The 22931-nt window shown below is 61.7% G+C and carries 21 protein-coding genes and 3 pseudogenes; 20 read left to right on the forward strand and 4 right to left on the reverse strand.

The features are described 5' to 3' along the window. Window positions 1–1518 (reverse strand): efflux transporter outer membrane subunit, encoded by a 1518-nt coding sequence (locus tag AC0CMF_RS13220; RefSeq protein ID WP_374629785.1) that lies wholly within the window; start codon window positions 1516–1518, stop codon window positions 1–3. A 266-nt stretch (window positions 1519–1784) separates the two neighbouring features. Here AC0CMF_RS13220 and AC0CMF_RS13225 point away from each other — a divergent pair, with 266 nt between their 5' ends. From AC0CMF_RS13225 to AC0CMF_RS13300, 16 genes and pseudogenes are all read left to right on the forward strand, one after another. Beyond that, complete coding sequence (locus AC0CMF_RS13225) at window positions 1785–2360, forward strand: TetR/AcrR family transcriptional regulator (protein WP_472481909.1); 576 nt, start codon at window positions 1785–1787, stop codon at window positions 2358–2360. Between the two features lie 328 nt (window positions 2361–2688). Further along, a complete protein-coding gene (locus tag AC0CMF_RS13230; RefSeq protein WP_244274513.1) occupies window positions 2689–3267 on the forward strand; it encodes an RNA polymerase sigma factor in 579 nt (192 codons plus the stop codon). Between the two features lie 136 nt (window positions 3268–3403). Next, window positions 3404–3833, forward strand: a pseudogene (locus AC0CMF_RS13235) (flagellin); the annotation flags it as partial. Between the two features lie 47 nt (window positions 3834–3880). Then, window positions 3881–4633, forward strand: coding sequence for a flagellin (locus tag AC0CMF_RS13240; protein WP_472482040.1), 753 nt, complete (start codon window positions 3881–3883; stop codon window positions 4631–4633). 98 nt (window positions 4634–4731) lie between these two features. Continuing rightward, window positions 4732–6414 carry a flagellar filament capping protein FliD gene (gene fliD / locus AC0CMF_RS13245; protein WP_472481911.1) on the forward strand — a complete coding sequence of 561 codons (1683 nt, stop codon included), beginning with the start codon at window positions 4732–4734 and terminating at the stop codon, window positions 6412–6414. Between the two features lie 3 nt (window positions 6415–6417). After that, window positions 6418–6810, forward strand: a complete 393-nt coding sequence (locus AC0CMF_RS13250) for a flagellar export chaperone FliS (protein WP_050473437.1) — start codon at window positions 6418–6420, stop codon at window positions 6808–6810. Window positions 6811–6928: 118 nt separating this feature from the next. After that, on the forward strand, window positions 6929–7273 hold the full coding sequence (locus tag AC0CMF_RS13255) for a hypothetical protein (RefSeq protein WP_472481913.1): 345 nt from the start codon (window positions 6929–6931) through the stop codon (window positions 7271–7273). 503 nt (window positions 7274–7776) lie between these two features. After that, a pseudogene (locus AC0CMF_RS13260) lies at window positions 7777–7995 on the forward strand (flagellar hook capping FlgD N-terminal domain-containing protein); the annotation flags it as partial. Between the two features lie 12 nt (window positions 7996–8007). Further along, on the forward strand, window positions 8008–8442 hold the full coding sequence (locus tag AC0CMF_RS13265; protein ID WP_472482042.1) for a flagellar hook assembly protein FlgD: 435 nt from the start codon (window positions 8008–8010) through the stop codon (window positions 8440–8442). A gap of 15 nt (window positions 8443–8457) precedes the next feature. Beyond that, a complete protein-coding gene (gene flgE, locus AC0CMF_RS13270) occupies window positions 8458–9708 on the forward strand; it encodes a flagellar hook protein FlgE (protein WP_472481915.1) in 1251 nt (416 codons plus the stop codon). Further along, the gene (locus AC0CMF_RS13275; protein ID WP_186391554.1) at window positions 9708–9983 is read left to right on the forward strand and encodes a hypothetical protein; all 276 of its coding nucleotides are present in this window, start codon (window positions 9708–9710) and stop codon (window positions 9981–9983) included. The genes flgE and AC0CMF_RS13275 overlap by 1 nt, the downstream gene beginning before the upstream one ends. Before the next feature lie 16 nt (window positions 9984–9999). Beyond that, on the forward strand, window positions 10000–10455 hold the full coding sequence (locus AC0CMF_RS13280) for a hypothetical protein (RefSeq protein WP_472481917.1): 456 nt from the start codon (window positions 10000–10002) through the stop codon (window positions 10453–10455). Window positions 10456–10466: 11 nt separating this feature from the next. Continuing rightward, window positions 10467–11834, forward strand: coding sequence for a flagellar hook-associated protein FlgK (flgK, locus tag AC0CMF_RS13285; RefSeq protein ID WP_472481919.1), 1368 nt, complete (start codon window positions 10467–10469; stop codon window positions 11832–11834). Between the two features lie 122 nt (window positions 11835–11956). Further along, window positions 11957–12853, forward strand: coding sequence for a flagellin (locus AC0CMF_RS13290; protein WP_472481921.1), 897 nt, complete (start codon window positions 11957–11959; stop codon window positions 12851–12853). Between the two features lie 88 nt (window positions 12854–12941). Further along, window positions 12942–13340, forward strand: a complete 399-nt coding sequence (locus AC0CMF_RS13295) for a hypothetical protein (protein WP_472481923.1) — start codon at window positions 12942–12944, stop codon at window positions 13338–13340. Between the two features lie 68 nt (window positions 13341–13408). Beyond that, window positions 13409–14110: a helix-turn-helix domain-containing protein gene (locus AC0CMF_RS13300; RefSeq protein ID WP_472481925.1), complete on the forward strand. Its 702-nt coding sequence runs from the start codon at window positions 13409–13411 to the stop codon at window positions 14108–14110. A gap of 139 nt (window positions 14111–14249) precedes the next feature. Here AC0CMF_RS13300 and AC0CMF_RS13305 read toward each other — a convergent pair whose 3' ends face one another. Genes AC0CMF_RS13305 through AC0CMF_RS13315 form a run of 3 tightly spaced genes read right to left on the reverse strand, consistent with a single transcriptional unit; the run spans window position 14250 to window position 18432 of the window. Next, window positions 14250–15815 (reverse strand): acyl-CoA dehydrogenase family protein, encoded by a 1566-nt coding sequence (locus AC0CMF_RS13305; protein WP_472481927.1) that lies wholly within the window; start codon window positions 15813–15815, stop codon window positions 14250–14252. A gap of 5 nt (window positions 15816–15820) precedes the next feature. Then, a complete protein-coding gene (locus AC0CMF_RS13310; protein WP_472481929.1) occupies window positions 15821–16582 on the reverse strand; it encodes an SDR family NAD(P)-dependent oxidoreductase in 762 nt (253 codons plus the stop codon). After that, a complete protein-coding gene (locus AC0CMF_RS13315) occupies window positions 16579–18432 on the reverse strand; it encodes a feruloyl-CoA synthase (protein ID WP_472481931.1) in 1854 nt (617 codons plus the stop codon). The genes AC0CMF_RS13310 and AC0CMF_RS13315 overlap by 4 nt, the downstream gene beginning before the upstream one ends. A 135-nt stretch (window positions 18433–18567) precedes the next feature. Between AC0CMF_RS13315 and AC0CMF_RS13320 the strand changes: the two genes are divergently transcribed. The 4 genes and pseudogenes from AC0CMF_RS13320 (at window position 18568) to AC0CMF_RS13335 (ending at window position 22764) form a co-directional block, all read left to right on the forward strand. Next, the gene (locus tag AC0CMF_RS13320) at window positions 18568–19362 is read left to right on the forward strand and encodes a crotonase/enoyl-CoA hydratase family protein (RefSeq protein ID WP_472481933.1); all 795 of its coding nucleotides are present in this window, start codon (window positions 18568–18570) and stop codon (window positions 19360–19362) included. Between the two features lie 214 nt (window positions 19363–19576). Then, a pseudogene (locus AC0CMF_RS13325) lies at window positions 19577–19855 on the forward strand (MarR family winged helix-turn-helix transcriptional regulator); the annotation flags it as partial. Continuing rightward, window positions 19852–20724 carry an amidohydrolase family protein gene (locus AC0CMF_RS13330; RefSeq protein ID WP_094462760.1) on the forward strand — a complete coding sequence of 291 codons (873 nt, stop codon included), beginning with the start codon at window positions 19852–19854 and terminating at the stop codon, window positions 20722–20724. The pseudogene AC0CMF_RS13325 and the gene AC0CMF_RS13330, both read left to right, overlap by 4 nt. Before the next feature lie 372 nt (window positions 20725–21096). Further along, window positions 21097–22764, forward strand: coding sequence for a methyl-accepting chemotaxis protein (locus AC0CMF_RS13335; RefSeq protein WP_472481935.1), 1668 nt, complete (start codon window positions 21097–21099; stop codon window positions 22762–22764). Window positions 22765–22931: the final 167 nt, after the last annotated feature.

Consider the following 22931-nt stretch of genomic DNA (forward strand, 5'->3'; position numbering starts at 1 on the left):
TCAGTTGTCTTTTGCCAGCTTGCGCAGGTGCGGGCCCGTCCGGACGTCCACGACGGCTGGCGTTGCTGTGTCAACTGCACCGTCCCATCCCCCGCCAAGACTGCGGTTGAGACTGATATAGGCGGTCACGATCGCAAGCTGGCTCGTGATCAGGGTATCTTCGGCACTGTAGAGCGAACGCTCCGCGTCGAGCACATCCAGGAAGCTGCTGGAACCGCCCTGGTACTGAGACCGGGCAATATCTGCGGCCTGCCGGTAGGCATTGGCCGCCGTGACAAGCTTGCCCGTGCGCTGGCGCTGCCGGCTGAGGCTGACCAGTGCGTTTTCGACTTCCTCCAGCGCCTCCAGAATGCCCTTGCGGTAGGCCAGGAAGCTTGCATCGCGCTGGGCTCTGGCGACATCCACGGCAGCAGCCAGCGAGCCGCCGTTGAACAGGGGCACACTGAGGGTGGGGCCGAAGGACCAGCTGATGGAGGAATTCTTCGCCAGATCCCCGGTCTTGGCCGCTGAGGTGCTGATGTTGCCCGTCAGGCTGATGGCCGGATAGCGTGCAGCTTCCGCAGCGCCAATGGAGGCTGTGGCTTGCGCCAGCTTGCGCTCCAGCACCTTCAGGTCAGGCCGGGAGTTGAGAAGATCTGCGGGTACGCCCACGGGAAGCGGCAGCTTCGGCCGGGGAATAGGGCGGGTCTTGGTCATGACGCTGGCTAGAGAGGCAGGCTCCCCGCCCGTCAGCACGCCCAGCCGGTGCAGGGATTCGGCATAGGATATCTGCAGGCTCGGGATATTCGCCTCGGTCGTCGAAGCCTGTCCGGTGGCGTTGGCAACATCCGCTGCCGATACGGCGCCGGCGTCGAACCTGGACTGCGTCAGCCGGACGGTTTCGGTCTGGGAGCTTGCGGTGCGCCGCGCCAGGGCAATGCGGGCCTGGTAGGCGCGGGCCTGCGCGTAATAGGTGGTGATGTCGCCTATGAGCGTAACCATCGTGGCGCGCAAATCTTCCTCTGCAGCGTCCAGGCCATAACGCGAGGCTTCTGCAGTCCGGGCATTGGCGCCAAACAGATCCACCTCCCAGCTGGCATCAACGCCGGCCTGGAAGAGATTGCTCATCTTCGGCGCGTCACCGGAAGAGCGGGAGCGGCTGGCGCTGCCGGAGCCATTGGCAGAGGGCAGAAGCCCGCCCGCATCCTTGGCATATGACGCCCGTGCTTCCCGCACCTTTGCCTTGGCCGTGGCGACATCAAGGTTCTGCCGGATCGCGGTTTCGACCAGCTGGTTCAGAACCGGATCGCCCAGGCGCTCCCACCAGCGCGCCAGTTCAGCCCGCTGGTTCTGATCCTTTCCGGCGGAATTGCTGTAGGCCCCGGACAAGGTCATCCGGGGGCTGGCGTAGTCCGGACCAACGGCACATCCCGCAAGGAGTGCAGAAACACTCAGAAGCAATGGGAGTGCTATTTTGCGCCTTTTGTTTCTGTCTGGAAACAAAGAGGAAGATAATTTTAACGAAATCACGGAACGCATGGACAGGACCGCCGTGGTCGAATTAAGAAACGCAATGGTACCTAAATTTTCGACGATGCTTCGTCAATGGGACCAAGTGTCATTATTTGTAACATGGACGGAAAATGGTAAGGATGGGGAATGCTGCGCACCCTGATCTGCTATGCAATGGCAGCGTGACGGGGGAGCTTCCGGAACCTGCATCGCAACACTTGCCTGACGGGCTCCCGCCAGCCGTCCGCAAGCGTGGCCGCCCGCCAGGGGCACCCCGGAATGTGCAGGTGCAGATGATCGTGCGGGCCGCGGTGCCGCTGTTTTCTGCTCAAGGCTACGGCGGCACGACGATGGAGCAGGTGGCCAAGGCTTGCCGCATATCCAAGCGCACCGTCTATGAGCTGTTTCCCTCCAAGGCCAGCCTATTTGCGGCCGTCGTCACCTCGCACCGTTTCTCGCTGCTTGCCCTGCCCGGCGACTACAGCCATCTGGCGCCGGAACAGGCGCTGGCCGCCATCGTCCGGCTGGACCTCGACGCAGAGAGCGATCTCGACCGGTTCAACTTCATGCACATGATGATGCATGAATTGCCGCGCAATCCGGATCTGAACCCCTTGATGCGCGAGCATGGCGGCCGTGCGGCCCAGGTGCTGCTGGCCAGTTGGCTGGAAGAGCGGACCGCCGCCGGTGAACTGGCGGTTGAGGATCCGATGCTGACCGCCAAGATCTTCCTCGACATGGTTCTGGGTATTCTCAAGCCGCACGGCGGACAGGCGGAGCCTTTCCGCGACCACGCACTGCGAAAACAGCATCTGGCGCTCTGCATCCGGATTTTTTTGCAAGGTATAGGCCGGAAGGAAACCGCATGAGGGGCAATTCCTGCAGCCCGGCAGGCTTCCGCAAGTCCTTGGCGGGTCACCCATTTTTTGTTCTCGCCGGCATACCCGGCAAAAACTGCCGGGCAGATAGGCAAAAAATTCTCACTAAGTATTTGAAAAAATTGAGCTTTTGTACTTTTTCCGTGCCTGATCGGAAAGCCTGCCCCGTTATAGGCTGGAGCGCAGCATTCCTTGTTCGCGCATGACTGGTGCAGCCGAGGGTATGGGCATGGGCTTCGCAACACTTTCCCGGGCTGGGGTAGGGCCCGGAGATGCTGGACAGACGGCAGTGGCAACAGGCGCGCATGACAGGGATCCTTTGACGCGCCTGCAGGATGCGTCGGATGATGCACTGCTCCATGCCATCGGTCTCGGGAGCGATGAAGCTTTCCGCATTCTTGTGGAACGTCATGTCGACAAGGCTTACGCAGTCGCCATTCGCATCCTGCGCAATCCCACGGATGCCGAAGACGTGGTTCAGGATGCTTTCATGCAGGTCTGGACAAGGCGGGGGGAATGGCAGCCCGGCAAGGCGCGGTTCTCCACCTGGCTGTTCCGCGTTGTCACCAACCGCTGCATCGACCAGCTTCGCCGCCCGCGCACCGAGGCCATGGAAGCTGCACCCGAGATCGCCGACCGTGCCACGGATCAGGTCCAGGCGATGATGCAGGAGGAGGCCGCATTCCTGTTGAGCGCGGCGATGGGGCAACTGCCCGATCCTCAGCGGATTGCCCTTGTCTTCTCCTATCACGAGAACCTGTCCAACGCCGAGATTGCGGAAATCATGGAAACATCCGTCTTCGCCGTGGAGTCTCTTCTGAAGCGGGGACGTCAGAAATTGCGCCATCTTTTGCGTAATCGTGCCGGGGAGATCCTTGCCTCGTTTACAAATGATTAACGAAAAACTCTGACGGCAGGCTCTTTCCTGCGCCTGAAATTGGCAGCTTCGTTCGTTGAAATGGGCAGACGCAAGGACATGCGTCCGTACCGCGCCCGAATACTTGGCGTGGATTCAAGGATATCAGGAGTAGTCCATGCCCGTTATCACGACAAACACCGCAGCGAACACGGCTGTTCGCTATCTGAACTCCAACTCGGCCAGCCAGTCTGACTCTCTGGCCAAGCTGGCCAGCGGCTCGCGGATCACCAAGGCCTCCGATGACGCAGCGGGCTTGGCGATCTCCACCAAGATCAAGTCGGACGTTGCCGCTCTCGAGCAGGCCTCGACCAACGCCTCGCACGGCATCTCGATCCTGCAGACGGCTGATGGTGCCGCCTCGAACGTCAGCGACATCCTGCAGCGTATGAAGGTGCTGGCCTCGCAGTCCGCCTCCGGTACCGTGACCGATACCGAGCGCGCCTACATTCAGGCCGAGTTCGCCGAACTGCAGGACGAAATCGACGGCATCGCCTCGAGCACCCGTTACAACGGCCAGAGCCTGCTCGACGGCACCAGTGACTTCACCAAGGACATCGAGACGGCCGCGACCGCGGCGACTGCCACCACCACATTGACGGCCAGCATTACCGGTGATGATGGCGATACGCTGAGTTTTGATCTCAAGGGCACGTCCATCGAGCTGACTGTTGGCGCCACCACCGCCGGCGAAATCACCATCGACGACCTGATCACCGCGATCAATGCTCAGACCAGCAAGACCGGCGTGACAGCTTCGGCGGATGCCGACACCGGCGCTCTGGTCCTGACGGACAAGACGAAGGGTGCAACCAGCACGATCTCCGTCTCCAACGTCACCGCCGGCGGCGCAAACACCGGACTGACGGCGGCTGACCTGACGACCCTCGGCCTGACGGATGATGGTTCCGGCACATTTACGGCAACCGGCACCGCCGCAGTCGAAGCAGATACCAGCGGTTCCAAGATCATCGTCGGCTCGGATTCGTCGGACACCATCACGCTGAAGCTCAGCATCCTGACCAGTTCTGCCCTTGAGGTCGACACGCTCGACATCTCGACGCAGACCGGTGCGGAAGCGGCTCTGGACGCGCTGGATGCTGCCATCAACACGGTGTCGAATGCCCGCGCTGAAATGGGTGCGATCATGTCGCGCTTCGAGTTCCGCAGTTCGCAGATCGCCACCAGCATCGAGAACCTGGACGCTGCCCAGTCGGCCATCGCCGATGTGGATATCGCTTCCGAGCAGTCCAAGCTGTCGGCCACCTCCGTGATGGTGCAGGCCGCCGTTGCTGCCGCGTCCCAGGCCAACCAGATGCCGGAAAACCTGCTGAAGCTGCTGCAGTAACCGGCTTCACCTCAGGATGACAGGCAGCCCGCCCTGGAGGCGGGCTGCCTCAGACCCCGGCCTGCCCGCCAGGGGCAGCGCAGCAGAAGGCGGCAGTCATGGCAACGGTCTCCAGCACCACTTCGACCACAACAACCGCGTCGTCCTATACCTATTCGTCATCGACGGATATTGACTGGAGTGCGCTGGTCGAGGTTGCGGTTGCCGCAAAGACGGCTCCGGCTGACGCGATTGACGTGAAGATCGCTGCAAATGAAGTGAAGATTGCGGCCTATGAGGAGATGCAGAGCCTTCTTCAGGCCATCACTTCGGCGGCCAATGCGATGCGCGGCACGACCAATTCGATCATCACGAAAGATGATGTCTTTTCCCTGCGTGAAGCCTATCTGACCTCGTCGAGCAGCAGTGTCACAGCCTCTTCTGCCGTTGTGATTACCGCCGATAACGGGGCGCAGACCGGCACCTATGATCTGCAGATCCTGCAACTGGCGACCACACAGAAAGTTGCCAGCAGCGACTTTTCCAGCCGCAGCAGCGATCTGGAGCTTTCGGGCACTTTCTCCATTGGCATTGAAGGCATGGAAAGCGTCGAGATCACCGTCACCGAGGATATGTCGCTTTCCGAGATTGCGAGTGCAATCAATGCTGAGAGCGCGACGACCGGTGTCCAGGCCTCTGTCGTCAAGGTGACGGAAAGCACATACCGGCTGGTTCTATCCGGAACGGAGACGGGCAAGGAAATCTCGCTGGAAAGCATTTCGGGAGATGATATCGGCCAGGCTCTCGGGCTTACAGACAGTGACGGCGCCTTCGCCAGCGAGATTCAGGCCGCCAAGCAGGCGATTATCTCGCTCGACGGGATCGAGATCACCCGTTCGACAAACACGATTGACGATGTGCTGGATGGCATTTCCTTCACGATCTACCAGACGACGGGGTCTGATGCCACCATCTCGGTGGAGATCGCCAACGATCTGACCTCCATCAAGGACGCGATTGTCGCCCTGGTGGACGCCTATAATGCGTATCGCGAGTGGGCGCTGACCCAGCAGGCTGTGTCCTCCTCAGGCGGCGCCTCGGCCGATGCGACCCTGTTCGGCGACAGTACCCTGCGCAGTGCCAACAATGCCGTTGCCTCCGCACTGTCCACGATGATCGACAGTTCATCCATGGCGCTGCTCGGCCTCAGCTATGACACCTCGAATTATCTCGTCCTCAACGAGACGACGCTCAACTCGGTGCTGCTCAACGATCTGGAAGCTTTGGAAAACATTATGATGTTCCAGTTCGAGTCGTCTTCGGAAGATCTCGTGCTGCTCAGCCGCAACAGCAGCATGCCCTCCGAACTGACACTGGATATCCAGGTCGACAGCGACGGCAACCTGACCGGCGTCAGCGTCAATGGTGACAGCAGCCTCTTCACGATCTCTGACACGCGTATCAAGGGGGGAGAAGGGACGATCTATGAAGGCATGACGCTGGTTTTTACCGGTTCCACCAGCCAGACCGTCACCATCCAGACTTCGTCTGGCATCGTCGAGAAGCTCTATAATTCAGTCGATCTCTATTCCAATTCATCCAGCGGTCTCGTGTCCGGGCTGATCGATAACCTGACAGAGAAGAACGAGGATTACAGCACCCGGGCGGCTGACATCCGGAGCCGGGCTGAAACCTACAGGACCAATCTGACCAATCGCTACGCCTCCTATCAGGCAGCGATCGAAGCGGCGAATTCCACACTTTTGTATCTTGAGGCCCTCCTCAACTCGGGAGACAACTAAAAAATGTCCTACGCCATGTCGCGCGCCATCTCCGCCTACCGCCAGGCAGCAACTGCGGTTTCTCCCATCGTTGCCGTCGTGATGCTTTACGATGAAGCCCTCAATGCCATCGTTCAGGCGCAGCATTTCCTCGAGCTCAAGGAATATGAAATGGGCCGTGCGCGCGTACAGCGCACTGTCGATATTCTGCGTGGCCTGCGCCAGAACCTTGATCTTGAGCAGGGGGGCACTGTGGGGCAGCAGCTCTGCGATACATATACGCGCAATATCTTCGCGTTGAACGCCACTCTTGGCAAACCCGACGCTGTCGAGCGGCTGCAGAAATTGTTCAACGGCCTTGTCGAACTTCGCAATGCCTTTGCTTCAATTCCCGGAATGCAGCCTCGAGGCTCGTAATTTTTATCTAGATAGAAACACTTCTGCGCAATCCGGCAAAATGCTGCTGCGGCAGCTTTGCTGGACAGTTTCCGCAAACCGCGTTAACGTATCTTCAGTTTTCCCAGAAGGCTGGATCATGACCTCGCCAAGCCAGAAGATGACCGAAGATGCTTTCCGCGATTGCCTTGACCGGTATGGCGAGGACATCCGTGACTGGCCATATCCGGAGGCGGCTGCCGGTCTTCTGGTGGAAAGCGCAGAGGCTCGCGGACGGCTTGAGGAAATGAAACGCTTGCGGTCGCTGTTTGCGCTTGATTCCCCCAGCGGAATCAAGGCCCCTGCCGGACTTGCGGCCCGGATCGCGGCAGCTGCAGCGCAGACCTGTTCTGACCGTCCCTCCGTGACGGCCGGGCATGGCAGCGAGAAGGGCAAGACATCCGGACCGGACAGGGCCTCTCCCCGCCAGGTCCGCTTCGCCTGACACAAGCGGTTTGCGTGCCGGCCGGACAGAGGACTGTCCCGGGTAACTTGTCGCTTTCTTTTCCGGATATTTCCAGATGCGTTTGCTGCGCCTTGTGCCAGATCCCGATGCGCTTGTCTCATCGGGATTTGGGCAAGCCCATGCAGTGTGGCCGGAAGAAACCGGAGCGGATGACCGGGCCGGCGCGCAACGGGCCGGCAGCTGACTTCCCCCCAAGCGGCTTGCAGGTTCTGGCGATTACCTGACGCGCGCCCGGCTGCAATCTTGTGCTGCGGTGTCAGTGCCGCGGCGTATCCGGGACGGCTTGAAACATACTCTTCGAGAGTTTGTATTGCCCGGTAAATCTTGCCTACGTCAAATATAGGCAAATTATTCCTAGTATTTATTTTCAAATACAGCGCCTGATTTCGATCTCACCTCCGTTTGAGAAGTGATCGGGGGCGTTCTATGCATGTTTTCATGCAGGCACCGGTCGATGACGAGAAAAACATCGCGGGGCTGCCATGAGCATCTCAACTCTGAACAGTTATAGCTCTGCCAGTTCGACCACAACGTCGAGCAGCAGCTCCAGTAATTCTCTCGGACTTACGAGTGCCGATTTTCTTAGTCTGATGCTTCAGCAGCTTCAGAACCAGAATCCGCTCGATCCGACGGATACGGACACCTACCTGGACCGGATGGTGTCCTACGCCAGCTTCGACACGCAGACGGCAATCAGCGAGCAGCTGACTTCGTTGTCCGCAAACGTCGCCTCAGTGATTTCAAGCTCCGGTCTCGGCTACCTGGGTCAGACGGTCGAGGCCTATGGCAACACGAACACCCTGACCGACGGGTCGGCGACCTGGGGTTACACACTCGACCAGAGTGCGGAGAGCGTCACGATCTCGATCTACGACGAGAGCGGCACGAAGGTCTGGAGCGGGGAAGGCGGGACGGAAGCGGGTTCGCACAGCTTCACCTGGGACGGCACGACCACGAGCGGCACGCAGCTCGAGGATGGCGGTGTCTACACGATCTCCATCTCGGCCAAGGACTCCAGCGGCAGCGAGATCGACGGCACGACCACGGTCAAGGGCACGGTTACCGGTGTCGATACGAGCGGCACAAGCTCCGTCCTGAAGATCGGCGGAGCATCCGTTCTCGTCAGCAATGTCATCAGTATTGGTTGAGAGTGAGGTGACGTCATGAGCCTGATGGGTTCCCTGAATTCCGCCATTTCCGCGCTTGCGGCACAGAGCCAGGCGCTATCCAACATCTCCTCGAACCTGGCGAACTCCTCGACCACGGCCTACAAGGCGAGTTCGACGAGTTTCTCGAACCTGATCGCGGGCTCCAGCACCTCGACGAGCGGCGGCGTAACGGCCTCGACACGTGCGTCCGTCTCCGATCAGGGCCTGCTGACAGCAACGGGCACGAGCACAAACCTCGCCATCGACGGGAGCGGCTTCTTCGTCGTCTCCTCGTCGGTCACGGGCGGGCAGACCTACTACACCCGTAACGGTGAGTTCGAAGTCGACCAGAACGGCTATCTGGTCAACAACGGCTATTATCTGATGGGCTGGCAGACGGATGCTGATGGCAACATCATCGGCGGAACCAGTGAAGCCTCGCTCGTTCCGATCGACATCGACGCCATTCAGAGTTCGGTTGGTGCTACCACTGCGGTCGGCATTCAGGCGAACCTGCCGGCGGATGCGGTCGAGGGAGACACCTTCTCTACCACGGTCGAAATCTATGACAGCCTGGGCTCCACGCACAACATGAGCGTGACCTGGACAAAGACCGGAGAAAACACCTGGGAGATGGCGTTCGACGATCCGACGCTGAACGGCACCACCAGTGGCACCGTGTCGACGGACGCGATCGAGATTACCTTCAACAGTGATGGCACGCTCGCCTCGACGAACCCGTCCCCGGCCACGCTTTCCGTGACCGGTTGGACGACGGGGGCCGCCGACACCGAGGTCACTCTGGATCTCGGGACCTCCGGTCTCGCCAATGGCCTGACGCAATATGCCTCCGGTTCCAGCGATCCCTACCTCAAGCTCGACAAGATCACGAATGACGGGCTGCCCTATGGTTCGCTGACAGGCGTTTCGATCACCTCGGACGGATCCGTGATTGCGTCCTATGACAACGGTGACGAGCGCACGATCTACAAGATCCCGGTCGCGACCTTCACCAACTCGAATGGGCTGACGCTCAACAGCGACGGCATGTATTCCCGGTCACCGACATCGGGCAACAGCACGCTGCAGATTGCGGGGACGAGTGGAGCGGGGTCCATCAACGGCGGCTATCTTGAAGCGAGCACGACGGATACCAGCACCGAGTTCAGCCGCATGCTGACCGCGCAGCAGGCCTATTCTGCGGCCTCCCAGATCATCTCGACCTCCAACAGCATGTTCGACTCGCTGCTGCAGGCCGTCCGCTGATGACTGACACGCCCGGACAGGATGACGGTCAGCGCCTGTTCGGCCAGCTCCGCCGCCTTCAGGCCGAAGCGGAAGCAGCCGCCGCCGCTCTGAAAGCGGGAGACAGCCACGCAAGGCTGAATGCCCTCGTGCTGCAGGACGAGCTGAAACGTCTGCTCGAGCAGCTCAAAGCGGGCCGGGACGCCGCCGCCAGCGAGTTGTCCCGGCTCACCCAGGCCAGTTCATCGGCATCGGCCTACATGCGCTGCGGCGCGGCCATGGCCAGATCAAGATAATTCTCAGGAGGTTCGGGTGTCAGCTATGAGAGAAGGAATTGCCCCCGAGGCGGCTGTCCGGCGGATGCTGGACCTGACGGAGGAACTGATCAGCCGGACCTCAACAGAAAATGCAAGGCTTGCAGGGGGACTTCCTGTTTCTCTGGAAGACACCGGTATCAGCAAGCAGGAGCTTGCAGTCGAGTTCGAGCGCTGGTTCCGTGCCGTCAGCACGCAGCAGGTCATCCTGCACGGCGCGTCCGCCGAACTCTCGGCACGGCTCATGCAGCGCATCAGTGATCTGGAGCCTCTCCTGGAGGAAAACACCCGGCTGTTGCAGCGGGCTCTTGCGGTCAGCCGCCGCCGGGTGGATGCGATCATGCGTGCCATCTGCGAAGAGCAGCTGCAGCCCATCGCCTATGGCAGCCGCGGCCGGTATCAGCAGCGCCGTGGAAACATGCCGCTTTCGATCCACCAGCCACGGGAAATCTGACGGAGGCAGCAATGACGACGCTATCCGCAGCAGGCAAGATCGCATCCAGCGCACTGGCCGCAGCCCAGGTGCAGATAGCCGTCACCTCCAGCAACATTGCCAATGCTGACACGGATGGCTACACCCGAAAGACCGTCTCGACCAGCACCACATCAAGTGGCGGGGTCACGGTCTCCGCGGCCAGTTCGGCGGTTGACCGTTTTCTGCTGGCAGACCTGTCAGCAGCAACCTCAGCCGCGGGCGGGGCGTCCGTGACGGCCGACTATATGGACCGTCTGCAATCGGCACTGGGCAACACGTCATCCAGTTCGGATACGGGCACGTCGCTCTCCAATCAGATCTCAAACCTTGAGAGCGCGCTGTCCTCGTTGACGGATACCCCCGAGAGTTCGACGCTGTCTGCGGCTGTGGTCTCATCGCTGGACGAACTGGCCAGCCAGATCCGCAGCCTCAGTTCCAGCGTTCAGGAACTGCGAACATCCGCGGACCAGCAGATCGCGGCGTCCGTCTCCGCCGCAAATGACGCCATAACCACAATCCACGAGCTCAACAAAGCGATTGCCACGGCGAAATCCCAGGGAGCGTCGACTTCCGATCTGGAAGACAAGCGCAATCAGGCGCTGATCGAGCTCTCGCAATATCTGGAGGTGACCAGTTTCACGTCCAGCGACGGGACGCTGAAGGTCTATACCAAGCAGGGCCAGGTCCTTGTGGATGGTTCTGCGCATCTGCTGGAGTTCACGGCCTCCTCGTCCGTGGGGGCAAGTGTTTCCTATGACGGATCGGGCTCCGGTCTGTCGGGGATTTCGGTCGATGGCAAGGATATCACCAGCCAGCTCTCGGAAGGGGCACTTGGCGCGCTGATCACCTTGCGCGACGAGACCCTGACTGATGCCCAGGACATGCTTGACGAACTGGCCGGAGCGCTGATTTCCTCGCTCAACAGCGCCTATCCGGACCTTTTGTCAGGAACGGATGGTTCCACCATTTCGGTCAACGCAAGCCTTCTGGCAGATCCGGGGTCACTGGCGGACAAATCCGGGTCAAGCGAGACGGCGGAAGCCCTGCTGGATGCCCTGACCGGAGGGGGCAGTTTTGGTGCGACCAGCCGCATCGGTGCGGGCGACTATGACTTCACCAGCTATGCCAACCGCATTCTGTCTGTCGTGGTTTCAGATGCGACGACGGCCCAGACGCGCCTGTCGGCAGCGACCGCCACCCTGACGCAAATTTCGGACACGATGTCTTCGCTCTACGGCGTGAACATTGATGAAGAAACGGCACGGGCATCGGAACTGGAGCAGCTGTATTCCGCGGCCGCCCAGATCCTGACGGTGCTCAAGCAGATGTATGAAGACCTTCTGGCCGCAGTGAAGTGATCACGGTCAGATCGAGGCAGTTTTGTCTTATCGAGAGCCGGCCGCGTCAGGGCGAAGTGCAGTAGTTTCGAGGCGTGATGCGTCAGTCTATCCGCGTCTTGGTGTAAAAAGGGAGTTTGGTAATGGTCGGACGCGTTGCGACATTCGCACATTCGAGCAAGCTTCTCTCCCTTGCCATGCAGACCCAGTCCCGGCTGGCCGAGAAGCAGGTTCAGGAGGCATCGGGGCTGGTTTCCTCCACCTATGGCGGGCTCGGAGCCGATGCCGGGTCAGTCGTGGACCTGGAAGTTTCCCTGACCCGCGCGCAGAGCTATCTGTCTTCTGCCCAGACGGCCCTCTCCCGCGTGGAAATGATGTATTCAGCCGTTGGCGGCATCAGCGACATTCTGACGAGCATCAGAAGCTCGGTGAACGGCGTCATCACGGAAGATCAGCTCAGCGATCTCCAGGCCCTCGCCGCAAGTTATCTCGAAGATATATCCAGCCTGCTGAACACCCGGTATGAAGGCCGCTATCTCTTTGGCGGAGGCATGACATCGTCGGCGCCCGTCGATACAGGCTCCTATGTGGTGACGGACCTGGACACTGCGGATACCAGCTACTACAGCGGTGACAGCGTCATCCAGAGCGTTCGCATCTCGGCAGACCGTGAGCTTTCCTATGGTGTGACGGGGGACAATGCCGCTTTCGAGGAAACTCTGCGCGTGCTGTCCTATCTGGCCAATGCGGCAGATCTCACGGTTGCCGGTCTGCCCGAGATTTCCGAGGCCCTTGTCTCCGCCCAGGACAAGGTCATTGCTGTCCAGAGTACGCTGTCCATCAAGGCGGCTTCGCTGGAGACGGCCATCACCCGGGAAGAGGACTACATCACGGCAATCAGCGAGACGATCAACAGCAAGAAATCGGTTGATGTGGTTGCCCTTGCCGCCGAGATTGCCACCATGGAGACCCAGCTGCAGGCGAGCTATTCGATCATTGGCAAGCTTTCGAACTTCTCGCTGCTGGATTACCTGCGCTGATGCGCCGCTGGCCATTGCAGGCCGTCAGCGCCGGGCATGATTGAACGGGTGCCGCTTTGGCATTAGATATGGGATCCGGAGATCCCTGATGCACCAAGGACGGCAACACACGGCGAACCTGCTGCGCATTCTTTGCGCCATGGGTTTTCTGTTGCTTGGCTTTGCCCATCAGCCGCCTGCCTTTGCCCTTTCCGCCAGCCAGCTGGAGGAACTGGAAGCGTTCCGCCTGCCGGATGGCAGCCTGCCGGTGCTGTGCCTCACCCCCACCGGAAAGGATGGCACGCCGCATCATTCCGGCTCCGAAGGGTGCGAGGCCTGCCGTCTTTCGGCCGCCGTGGTTCTGCCCGAGCCTGCACCGGGCACCGGTGAGGCCCTGTCCTTCGCACAACAGGGCAGCTGGGGTCTCTATCTGCCGCAGGTGCCTGCCTCCGGCGTGCCGCCGGGCAGCCGCGGCTCCAGGGCACCCCCTGCAAACATCCTGATCTAAACCGGCCGGGCCTTTCCGGCCTGTCCCTGTTCCGCCAGCCCCGCTGGCGTCAGACCGGATGTCTTCAGATGGAAATGCTATCCCCGCGCCGCGGCACGCAAACTGCCGTTCCGATTGATTTTCTCATTGACCCGCTGATGAGCGAGAATGGCCGCAAGATCGCCACGGTTGCCGCCCGTGCCAGCATCTTCCTGCCCGGTGTCAACCGGAGTGAAACCTTCCGCATCCTTGAGGGCTGCATTGCGCTTTATCAGCGCCTGCCCGACGGGCGGCGGCAGATCCTTGATGTGCTGGGGCCTGGCAAGATGTTCGGGCGCGGCCTTTCGGATGTGCAGCAATGCGGCGCCGAAGCCATGGCCCCGGCCCGTCTGGAACTGGTGGCCGCCGGCCAGCGGCGCATGGAGGGCGAGTTGAACGCCGCCGTCCGTCTGCTGCTGCGCCGGGCGCAGGCTCATGCCATGCTGCTGGGGCGCAAGACGGCCACGGAAAAGGTGGCTTCGGCGCTGGTGGACCTGTGCCGCCAATTCGCCAAGGTGGGAGAGGAAGCCGCCGTGCTGCGCTTTCCCATGTATCTGACGCGGCAGGATCTGGCCGACTGGCTGGGGCTGACACTGGAAACCGTCAGCCGCTGCATCAGCCGCCTGCGCCGCGATGGCTATATTTCGCTGAATGTGCAGGGCGATGTGACCGTGCATGATCTGCCCGCGCTGAGGGCGCTGGCCATGGGCACTGTTCCGCCGCAAGCCGCGTTCAGCGTTGCGGCGGAGTAATACCAATGCTCGATAAGCTTGACTTGTCGAGCATTGGTCAAGCCCGTGCGGCGCTTGAGCCTTTTCAAGGCGTGATGCGCCAGCATCGAAAGCCTTGGTATAAGCGAACTGGAACCCGGTGCCGTGCTTCCGGCTGGTATCAGTCCAGCCGGAGCGCCATCCATGCGGTGACAGCTGCCCAGGCGCAGCGCATGTAGTCTTCGGCCCGGTAAAGCGCCGCCTCCGGCTCGCCCTGCAGGGCGCTCAGCTCCGCCGCCATGGCGAGGAAGACGGCAAGGGCCGCTTCAGCCTCGGCGGCCTCCGCCGGCCGGTCCGCCGAAGCAGTGGCAATGCCTTCGCGCATCAGCCGCTCGAACACGGTAAGGCCACGGCCCTGATCGCGCCACAGGCGGCGGGTCAGGAAGTCTATGGCCTGAATGCCGGTGGTGCCTTCGTAGATGGTCATCACCCGGCTGTCGCGCAGATGCTGTTCGACCGGCCATTCCTTCGTGTAGCCTGCCGCTCCCATCACCTGAATGGCGCGGTTGGACACGTCAAAGCCCGCTTCCGCACCGAAGGTCTTGATCATCGGCAGCATGAAGGCGCTGAAATCGCGCATGTCTGCCCGCAGCTTTTCATCCGGCGAGAGCCGGGCCAGATCCATGCGTGCGGCGCTTTCCAGAATGGCGGCGCGGGCGACCTCCGTCTGGCGGCGCAGAAGCGAGAGCTGGCGGCGGACATCGGGATGCTGCGCGATCGGCACGGGCGGGCGGTCCGCGGGTCCGCCCTGCTTGCGGTCCTGCGCGTAGGCTTCCGCAATATCTGCGGAGGCGGAGGCAAGGCCGAGGCCCTGGCAGCCGGTCTGCAGGCGCATCAGTTCGATCATGTGGAACAGGGCATGCAGTCCTCGCCCCTCCTCGCCCAGCAGCCAGCCGCGCGCGCCATCAAAGCCGAGGATACAGGTGGGCGAGCCATGCAGGCCCATCTTCTCCTCGATCCGCTGCACGGTGATGCCGTTGGCCTTGCCGTCCATCCGGTCGGGCACGAGGAAGAGGCTGAGCCCGGCAGTGCCCGCCGTCTTGCCGGTGCGGGCAAGCAGGCAATGGCCGATGCGCGCGGCAAGGTCGTGATCGCCGAAGGAAATCCAGCTCTTGACGCCATTGATCTGCCACAGGCCATCGCTGCCTTGAGCCGCCGTGGTGCGGATGCGGCCCACATCGGACCCGGCATCAGGCTCGGAAATGCAGATCGTGGCGGTCCATTCACCGGCCAGAAGCTGGGAAATCCATTCCTCCGCCAGCGCCGGTTCGGCAACCGCGGCGAGCAGATGGCAGGCGGCCCGGGAGGAGCCGGCCGCCATCATCATGGAAACGCAGCCGCGCTCGAACAGGGGCAGGCAGGCGGCCTGAAGCGTCAGCGGCAGGCCCTGTCCGCCATGAGCCTCCGGCAGATCCATGCCGAGCCATCCGGCTTCCGCATAGCGGCGGTAGGCCTGCGCGAAACCGGCGGGGGTCTTCACCCGGCCTTCGACGATGCGGCAGCCCTGCCGGTCGGAGACGGCATTAAGCGGGGCAAGTTCGGTTACAGCGAAGGCAGCAGCCTCCCGCAGGACCGCCTCCACCGTTTCGCTGTCATAATCGGGCAGGAGCGCCTGAACGGCCAGCCAGCCGGGGGTTGCCTGCAACAGTCTGGCGGTGCGGTCCGCCTGCGCGCGAAAGCCTTCCATGGCGGTCAGCGCGGCTGCATGCGCAGGGCACCGTCCAGCCGGATGACCTCGCCATTGACGTAAGAATTGGCCACGAGATAGCGGACCGTATCGGCAAACTCCTCCGGCGTGCCCAGACGCGCCGGGCCGGGAATGGCAGCGGCGAGGCTGTCCTGCGCTTCCTGCGGCAGGCCCGCGAGCAAGGGCGTGCGGAACAGGCCCGGCGCGATGGTGTTGACGCGGATGCCGAAACGGGCCAGCTCACGTGCTGCGGGCAGGGCCATGGAGACGATGCCGCCCTTGGAGGCCGAATAGGCGATCTGGCCGATCTGGCCCTCGAAAGCGGCCACCGAGGCGGTGTTGACGATCACGCCCCGGCCGAGCCCCTCAAGCTCCGCTGTTTCGGCGATGCGGGCTGCGGCAAGGCGCATCATGTTGAAGGTGCCGACCAGATTGACGCGGATCACCCGTTCGAAGGCATCGAGCGGCATCGGCCCGTCGCGGCCCAGAAGTCGGGCGGCGGTGCCGATCCCGGCGCAATTGACGAGAATGCGCAGGCCATTTCCGGCAGCTGCTGCTGTGTCGAGCGCGGCGCTGGCGTCCGCCTCGCTGGTCACGTCCCCGGCGATGGCAACGCCGCCAATCTCTGCGGCCACGCGCTCAGCACCCGCTGCGTCCCGGTCGAACACATGCACGATGGCCCCTTCAGCGGCCAGCAGCCGGGCAGTGGCCTCGCCCAGCCCCGAGCCGCCACCGGTGACGAGTGCGCTGGAACCTGAAATCTTCATGCTGCTGCCTCTTCCCTTGCCAGAATGACGTCCGCGCCGCCTGCATAAAGCGCTGCGATCTGCTCGTGCCGGTGGCTGCGCAGGGCGCGCTGGTTGAGCGAGCCCTTTTCGGTGATCTCGCCCTTGTCGAGGCGTGGCGGGTCCATCAGCACCGCAAGGCGCATGACGCGGCTGGCCGAGCCCGTCGCCTGCTTCTGGTGCCGGTAGAGCCGGGCGGCAAGTGCTGCCTGCACAGCCGGATGGGCCTGGACCGCTGCATCATCAAGGCTTTCACCGCCATCGATCAGCTTCCGCGCGGCCGGCAGGGAGAGCAGCACCAGGGCGCCGAGTTCCGCCTCGTTCTCGCCGGTGATCACCGCATCGCGGATCAAGCCGGCGAACTGATCGACCAGTTGCGCCCGCAAGGGGCCGACAGCCACCCAGGTGCCGGTCTGCAGCTTGAAGTTCTCGGCAATGCGCCCGTCGAAGAAGAAGCCACGGGTGGGATCGCCTTCCTCGGCGAACTTCAGCGCGTCACCGATGCGGTAGAAACCTTCCTCGTCAAAGGCCGCTGCCGTCAGTTCGGGGTTGCGCCAGTAGCCGGGTGTTACGTTCGGGCCCTTCAGCCGCAACTCGTATTTGTCCTCCACCGGGATCAGCTTCATGGTGATGCCCTGCGCCGGGATGCCGACATTGCCGGCCTTTTCCTCCTGCGTGGTGCAGAAGAGCGAGAAGGGGCTTGTCTCCGTGGCGCCAAGGCCGGTGCTCAGCAGCACGCTGTGGCCGAGAATGCCTTGCGAGATTTCGCGCAAGGAGTCCCATGTGTGCTGCGCCATTCCGGCGCCCGCATACATCATCAGCTTCAGGTTCTTGAAGAAGTTCCGCGCCAGCTCCGGATCGGCCTCGAAGGCATGCACCAGCATCTCGTAACCGGCCGGCACATTGAAATACCAGGTCGGGGAGACGTCCTTGAGATTGCGCAGCGTCTCGCCGATGTGCTGGGGCGAGGGGCGGCCATTGTCGATGTAGAAGGTGCCGCCGTTGTAGAGCGCCATATTGAAGATCTTGCTGCCCGCCGCCACGTGGTTCCACGGCGCCCAGTCAACGATGACCGGCGGCTCGTCCTTCAGGAACTGGTAGCAGTCGCGGATCATTTCCTGATTGGAGCACAGCATCCGCTGGGTCTGGATCACCGCCTTGGGCGAACCTGTGGTGCCGGAGGTGAAGAGGAACTTCGCCACCGTGTCCGGCCCCACCGCATCGAATGCGGCATCAACCGCTGCCGTGGCTTCTGTCTTCAGCAGGTCTTCGAAAAGGAAGCTGTTGGGCCGGTCTGCGGGCAGATTGCGGGCGGCGACCAGCACGCATTCGGTGCCGAAAGCCGCATCGACCGCTGCCCGGAAGCGCATGCCGTCTTCCACGAAGGCAAGGCCCGGCGTGATCTGCTGCGCGATTTCGGTCAGCTTGCCGAAGTCGGTGGCCAGCGTCACGTAATTGGGGGAGATGGCTGCCGAAGGTATGCCCACATGCTGGGCGCTGAGCGCCATCAACGCATGTTCGAGCGAGTTTTCGGCGAGGATCGCAACAGGCCGGTCAACGGAAAGCCCGTGGTCGAGAAAGGCCTGCGCAAGGCTGCGCACCTGGGTCAGGGCCTGCGCATAGGAAATGCGCTTCCAGCCATCGCCTTCACGGGCCGCCATCCAGGTGCGGTCCGGGGCTGCTTGCGCCCAGTGAACAAGCCGTTCGTTGATCTTGCTGGCATAGGCCCCCAGCGCATCCTCGCGCCAGATGACGATCGAGCCGTCGGCCCGGGTTTCCCATGCAAGTTCCGGCGTCCAGAATTCCTTCCGGACCATAGCTCCTGCGGTCATGACTCCTCCCAGACGTCAATCACGTGAACAAACTTTTAGGCCGGATGGCCCCTCCTGAAATTTGTTTACAAGGAAACAATCCATCTGTAAACAATCAAAATCATGCACACGAAGATGGGCAGCGGGAGTAACGCCATGGACAGCACCGTCACCGGGGACATCGTCACCTACGAACTGAAGGGCAATGTCGCCCATGTCGGCCTCAACCGGGCTGAGAAGCGCAATGCCATCAGTGACCGGGTGGTCGAGGCGCTGGCCCTGGCCATTGCCCGCGCCGAGCGCGAGGCCAAGGCCGCCGTGCTCTTCGGCTATGGCAGCCACTTCTGCGCCGGGCTGGATCTGGCCGAGCATGTGGAGCGTTCGCCGATCGAGGGCGTGCGCAACTCCCGCCGCTGGCATGCAGTGTTTGGCGGCATCGAGCATGGCACCATTCCCTGGGTTTCGGCCCTGCATGGCGCTGTCGTCGGCGGCGGCCTCGAGCTTGCCGCTTCCACCCATATCCGTGTTGCCGATGCGACCACTTTCTTCGCCCTGCCGGAAGGTCAGCGCGGCATCTTCGTCGGCGGCGGCGGCTCGGTGCGCGTGGCGCGGCTGACAGGCGTTGCCCGCATGACCGACATGATGCTCACGGGCCGCGTCGTGCCCGCTTCCAGCGCCGAAGCCTGGAACCTTGCGCAATATGTGGTGGGTGAGGGTGAGGCTCTGGCCAAGGCCACCGAACTGGCGCAAGCCGCCGCCAGCAATGCGGAACTGTCCAACTATGCCGTCATCAATGCGCTGCCGCGCATTCAGGACATGGCAAAGGAGGATGGACTTTTCGTCGAATCCTTTATTGCATCCTTCACGGCCACGAGCCCGGAAGCCGAAGAGCGCCTGCGCGCCTTCCTCGAGAAGCGCGCCGCGCGGCTGAAGGCTCCGGGCGCTGCCTGAAGGAGATGCCATCATGGCCATGGATGCGGACGTGATCTGCCCGAAACAGGGTGAGGTGGAAATCGGCAAGCTGGATGGCGCCGTCGGCTTCCTGCTGCGCATGGCGCAGCTCAAGGTCTACGAGCAGTTCTTCGCCGATGATGCCGAACTGGTGATGAAGCCGGGCGAATTCTCCGTGCTGTGGGTCATCTCCTGCAATCCGGGCATCCGCCAGAGCGCGCTGGGCAACCGGCTGATGATCAAGCGGGCGCATATGACCAAACTCATCCGCGCCTTCGAGGATCAGGGGCTTGTCTCCCGCCGGGTGCCGGACGAGGACCGCCGGGCGGTGGAACTGACGCTGACGGCGGAGGGCGAGGATCTGGTGGAGCGGACGAGCCGCTGGTTCTTCCGCCACGAGGAAAGAATTGGCGCCAATCTGGCCGCGGAGGAGCGCGATCAACTGGTGCATCTGTTGCGCAAGTTCATCGGGATTGAAGGGAGGCCCACATGAACATCGACGATCTGATTGCCATCGACTTTCACACCCACGCGGAAGAGCCCTGCTGCGGCCCGCGCGATGACGGCTATGACGAGTTTCAGGCCGGCATGGCCAAGTATTTCCGCAATCCGGTGTCGCACAATCACCTGCCCACGGTGCAGGAGACGGCGGACTATTTCCGCGAGCGCAAGATCGGCGCGGTGATCTTTCCCGTCGATGCGGAGCGCGAAACCGGCTTCCGCCGCTATGATAACGAGGAAGTGGCCCGGATCGCAGCCGAAAACAGCGACATCCTCATCCCCTTCGCCTCCATCGATCCGGCCAAGGGCAAGGCCGGTGCGCGCGAAGCACGCCGTCTGGTGCGCGATTTCGGCGTGCGGGGTTTCAAGTTCCACCCCACCATGCAGGGCTTTTATCCCAACGACCGCTCGGCCTATGTGCTCTATGAGGCCATTGCCGAGGAAGGGGCGATCACCCTGTTCCACACCGGCCAGACGGGTGTGGGTGCCGGCATGCGCGGCGGCATGGGCATGCGGCTGAAATATTCCAACCCGATGTATCTTGATGACGTGGCGGTGGATTTCCCCGACATGCCCATCGTGCTGGCGCACCCGTCCTTCCCCTGGCAGGAAGAGGCCCTGTCGGTGGCAACCCACAAGCCGAATGTCTACATCGACATGTCCGGCTGGTCGCCGAAATACTTCCCGCCGATCCTCGTGAAATATGCAAACAGCCTCTTGAAGCACAAGATGCTGTTCGGCTCCGACTGGCCGGCCATCACGCCGGACCGCTGGCTCGCCGATTTCGAGCAGATCGACATCCGCGACGACGTGCGCCCGCTGATACTCAAGGAAAACGCAAGGCGCCTTCTGAAGCTCTGAACGCTTCGCATTCCCTCTCAGATAGCTGTCCCTGCCCGTCTGGCCTTGCCAGGCGGGTTTTTCATGTGGAGTTCAAAATATTCGAAAACTGGAAAATAATATGAATGGAGTTTTGCTCGATGGTATTATCTGTCTGGAAAACATCGATGAGACAGTGTAATAACCCTTTATTGCACTATATGGTTTCAGTTTAGCCGCTCGTCGGGAAGTTGAATCTGATAAAAAATCAACCAGTAAATGCGTATAAATTGTCACTATTACTTATAGAAGAAAATAAATATTGGTAAATGGGGCGTTATTAGAATTTTACTGAAATTTTCAATTAAGGAATGAACGTTAGCGTGAGCGAATGTCCATGTTTGGGAGTTCGCGATGACCATTCGCATCAAGCTTTTTCTTTCGCTGTGCCTTCTGGCGCTGGCGCTGTTTGCAACAAGCCTCGAAGGCTGGATTGCGTTGCAGGATGCATCCGACAGAACCGAATCTATCGTTGAAGGCCGGGTTGTTCCCATGGAACAGCTCAAGACCGTCTCGGACATGTATGCGGTCAACATCAAGGATACAGCGCACAAGGTCCGGTCAGGATACATGCCCTGGGCCGACGGCGAAGCCCAGGTGAAGGAGGCGCTGGCCATAATCGAGGCTCAGTGGATGGCCTATAGCTCAACTTCCATGGGGTCTGAGGAAAAAAGGCTGGCTGCCGAGGTTGTCTCTACCAAGTCCCGCGCAGAGCCTGCCATCAACAAGCTGGCGGGCATTCTGCAGGCACAGGACGCGGGGGCTCTCGACGCCTTTGTGCTGAATGAGCTTTATCCTGCGGTTGATCCGGTCGGCGAACCGATTGCGCGGCTGATGAACCTGCAGATCCAGATGGCACAGCAGGTTTACGCGGAAGCGGTGAAAGACCGCATCCAGTCCAAGACGATCATGATCGTCATTGCCGCCGCATCCATTCTTGTCATCGCTTTCGCCGGATACACCGTGGTTACGGGTGTGACGCGGCCTCTGACTGGCATGCAGGGCGCCATGCGCCAGCTGGCTGAGGGCAATCTGGAAGCCGATGTGCCCTATCTCACCCGCAAGGACGAGATCGGCTCCATGGCAGCTGCCGTGCAGGTGTTCAAGGACAATGGCCTGGAGCGCCGCCGTCTGGAAGCTGAACAGGCGGAACAGCGTGCCGTCGCCGAGCGCCGGGCGATGGCCATCGAGCAGGTGATCAATGGCTTTGACAGCGATGTGAGCCTGATCCTGCGCACCGTCGCCGCCGCCTCTTCCGAACTTGAGGCAACGGCTGCGTCTCTGTCTGCTTCGGCAGAAGAAAGTGCCCAGAGCGCCACAACGGTCAGCGCGGCCTCGGAGCAGGCGTCGGCCAATGTGCAGACTGTCGCCGGGGCGTCGGAAGAGCTGGATGCATCCATCGCGGAAATCGCCAACCGGGTGCAGTCATCGGCAGATGTGGCGGGCAAGGCCCTGAAGGCCGCCAATGAGACCGAGACGATGGTGGAGGGGCTGGTGGCCTCCGCCGAGAAGATCGGCAGCGTTGTGGAACTGATCAACGACATTGCCGGCCAGACCAATCTGCTGGCACTCAACGCAACCATCGAGGCGGCGCGGGCCGGAGAGGCGGGCAAGGGCTTTGCCGTCGTCGCCACGGAAGTGAAATCGCTGGCCAGCCAGACCGCGAAGGCCACCGAAGAGATTGATGCCCAGATCACCGGCATGCAGGGCGCCACGGGCCGTGTCGCCGCCGCAATCCGCTCGATTGGCGACATCATCCAGCGGATTTCGGAATCGTCTTCTGCCGTTGCGGCCGCCGTGGAGCAGCAGAGCGCGGCGACGCGCGAGATTGTCCGCAACATCACGGAAGCTGCCACAGGCACGCAGCAGGTGTCGTCCAACATTGTTGCCGTTACGCAGGCGGCAACTCACACGGGGGCGGGCGCATCGCAGGTTCTCACCTCCTCACAGGAGCTGGCACGCCAGTCCGAAACGCTGAAGGGCAAGGTGGAGACCTTCTTCGCCGATATCCGCGCGGCGTGAGATCCCCCTGCGGCCTCGAAAGCTCTGGCCTCGAAAGTCCTGGCCTTGAAAGCTCTGGCATGAAACAGGCCTGCATGTGACATGAAAAACCCTCCGGCGGTTCACCCGCCGGAGGGTTTTTCCATTGTGCAGCCCGGAACGCGCCCCGGTATCAACGAGCTCTGGCT

This window comes from Pannonibacter sp. CBAS1226 (genome assembly GCF_055685825.1).

What these genes read in the sequence shown, in the direction of transcription:
- AC0CMF_RS13220 (WP_374629785.1), bottom strand. Translation starts at nt 1,518, where the DNA reads ATGCGTTCCGTGATTTCGTTAAAATTATCTTCCTCTTTGTTTCCAGAC.
- AC0CMF_RS13225 (WP_472481909.1), top strand. Translation starts at nt 1,785, where the DNA reads ATGATCGTGCGGGCCGCGGTGCCGCTGTTTTCTGCTCAAGGCTACGGC.
- fliD (WP_472481911.1), top strand. Translation starts at nt 4,732, where the DNA reads ATGGCAACGGTCTCCAGCACCACTTCGACCACAACAACCGCGTCGTCC.
- AC0CMF_RS13250 (WP_050473437.1), top strand. Translation starts at nt 6,418, where the DNA reads ATGTCCTACGCCATGTCGCGCGCCATCTCCGCCTACCGCCAGGCAGCA.
- AC0CMF_RS13255 (WP_472481913.1), top strand. Translation starts at nt 6,929, where the DNA reads ATGACCTCGCCAAGCCAGAAGATGACCGAAGATGCTTTCCGCGATTGC.
- flgE (WP_472481915.1), top strand. Translation starts at nt 8,458, where the DNA reads ATGAGCCTGATGGGTTCCCTGAATTCCGCCATTTCCGCGCTTGCGGCA.
- AC0CMF_RS13275 (WP_186391554.1), top strand. Translation starts at nt 9,708, where the DNA reads ATGACTGACACGCCCGGACAGGATGACGGTCAGCGCCTGTTCGGCCAG.
- flgK (WP_472481919.1), top strand. Translation starts at nt 10,467, where the DNA reads ATGACGACGCTATCCGCAGCAGGCAAGATCGCATCCAGCGCACTGGCC.
- AC0CMF_RS13290 (WP_472481921.1), top strand. Translation starts at nt 11,957, where the DNA reads ATGGTCGGACGCGTTGCGACATTCGCACATTCGAGCAAGCTTCTCTCC.
- AC0CMF_RS13295 (WP_472481923.1), top strand. Translation starts at nt 12,942, where the DNA reads ATGCACCAAGGACGGCAACACACGGCGAACCTGCTGCGCATTCTTTGC.
- AC0CMF_RS13300 (WP_472481925.1), top strand. Translation starts at nt 13,409, where the DNA reads ATGGAAATGCTATCCCCGCGCCGCGGCACGCAAACTGCCGTTCCGATT.
- AC0CMF_RS13305 (WP_472481927.1), bottom strand. Translation starts at nt 15,815, where the DNA reads ATGGAAGGCTTTCGCGCGCAGGCGGACCGCACCGCCAGACTGTTGCAG.
- AC0CMF_RS13310 (WP_472481929.1), bottom strand. Translation starts at nt 16,582, where the DNA reads ATGAAGATTTCAGGTTCCAGCGCACTCGTCACCGGTGGCGGCTCGGGG.
- AC0CMF_RS13315 (WP_472481931.1), bottom strand. Translation starts at nt 18,432, where the DNA reads ATGACCGCAGGAGCTATGGTCCGGAAGGAATTCTGGACGCCGGAACTT.
- AC0CMF_RS13320 (WP_472481933.1), top strand. Translation starts at nt 18,568, where the DNA reads ATGGACAGCACCGTCACCGGGGACATCGTCACCTACGAACTGAAGGGC.
- AC0CMF_RS13330 (WP_094462760.1), top strand. Translation starts at nt 19,852, where the DNA reads ATGAACATCGACGATCTGATTGCCATCGACTTTCACACCCACGCGGAA.
- AC0CMF_RS13335 (WP_472481935.1), top strand. Translation starts at nt 21,097, where the DNA reads ATGACCATTCGCATCAAGCTTTTTCTTTCGCTGTGCCTTCTGGCGCTG.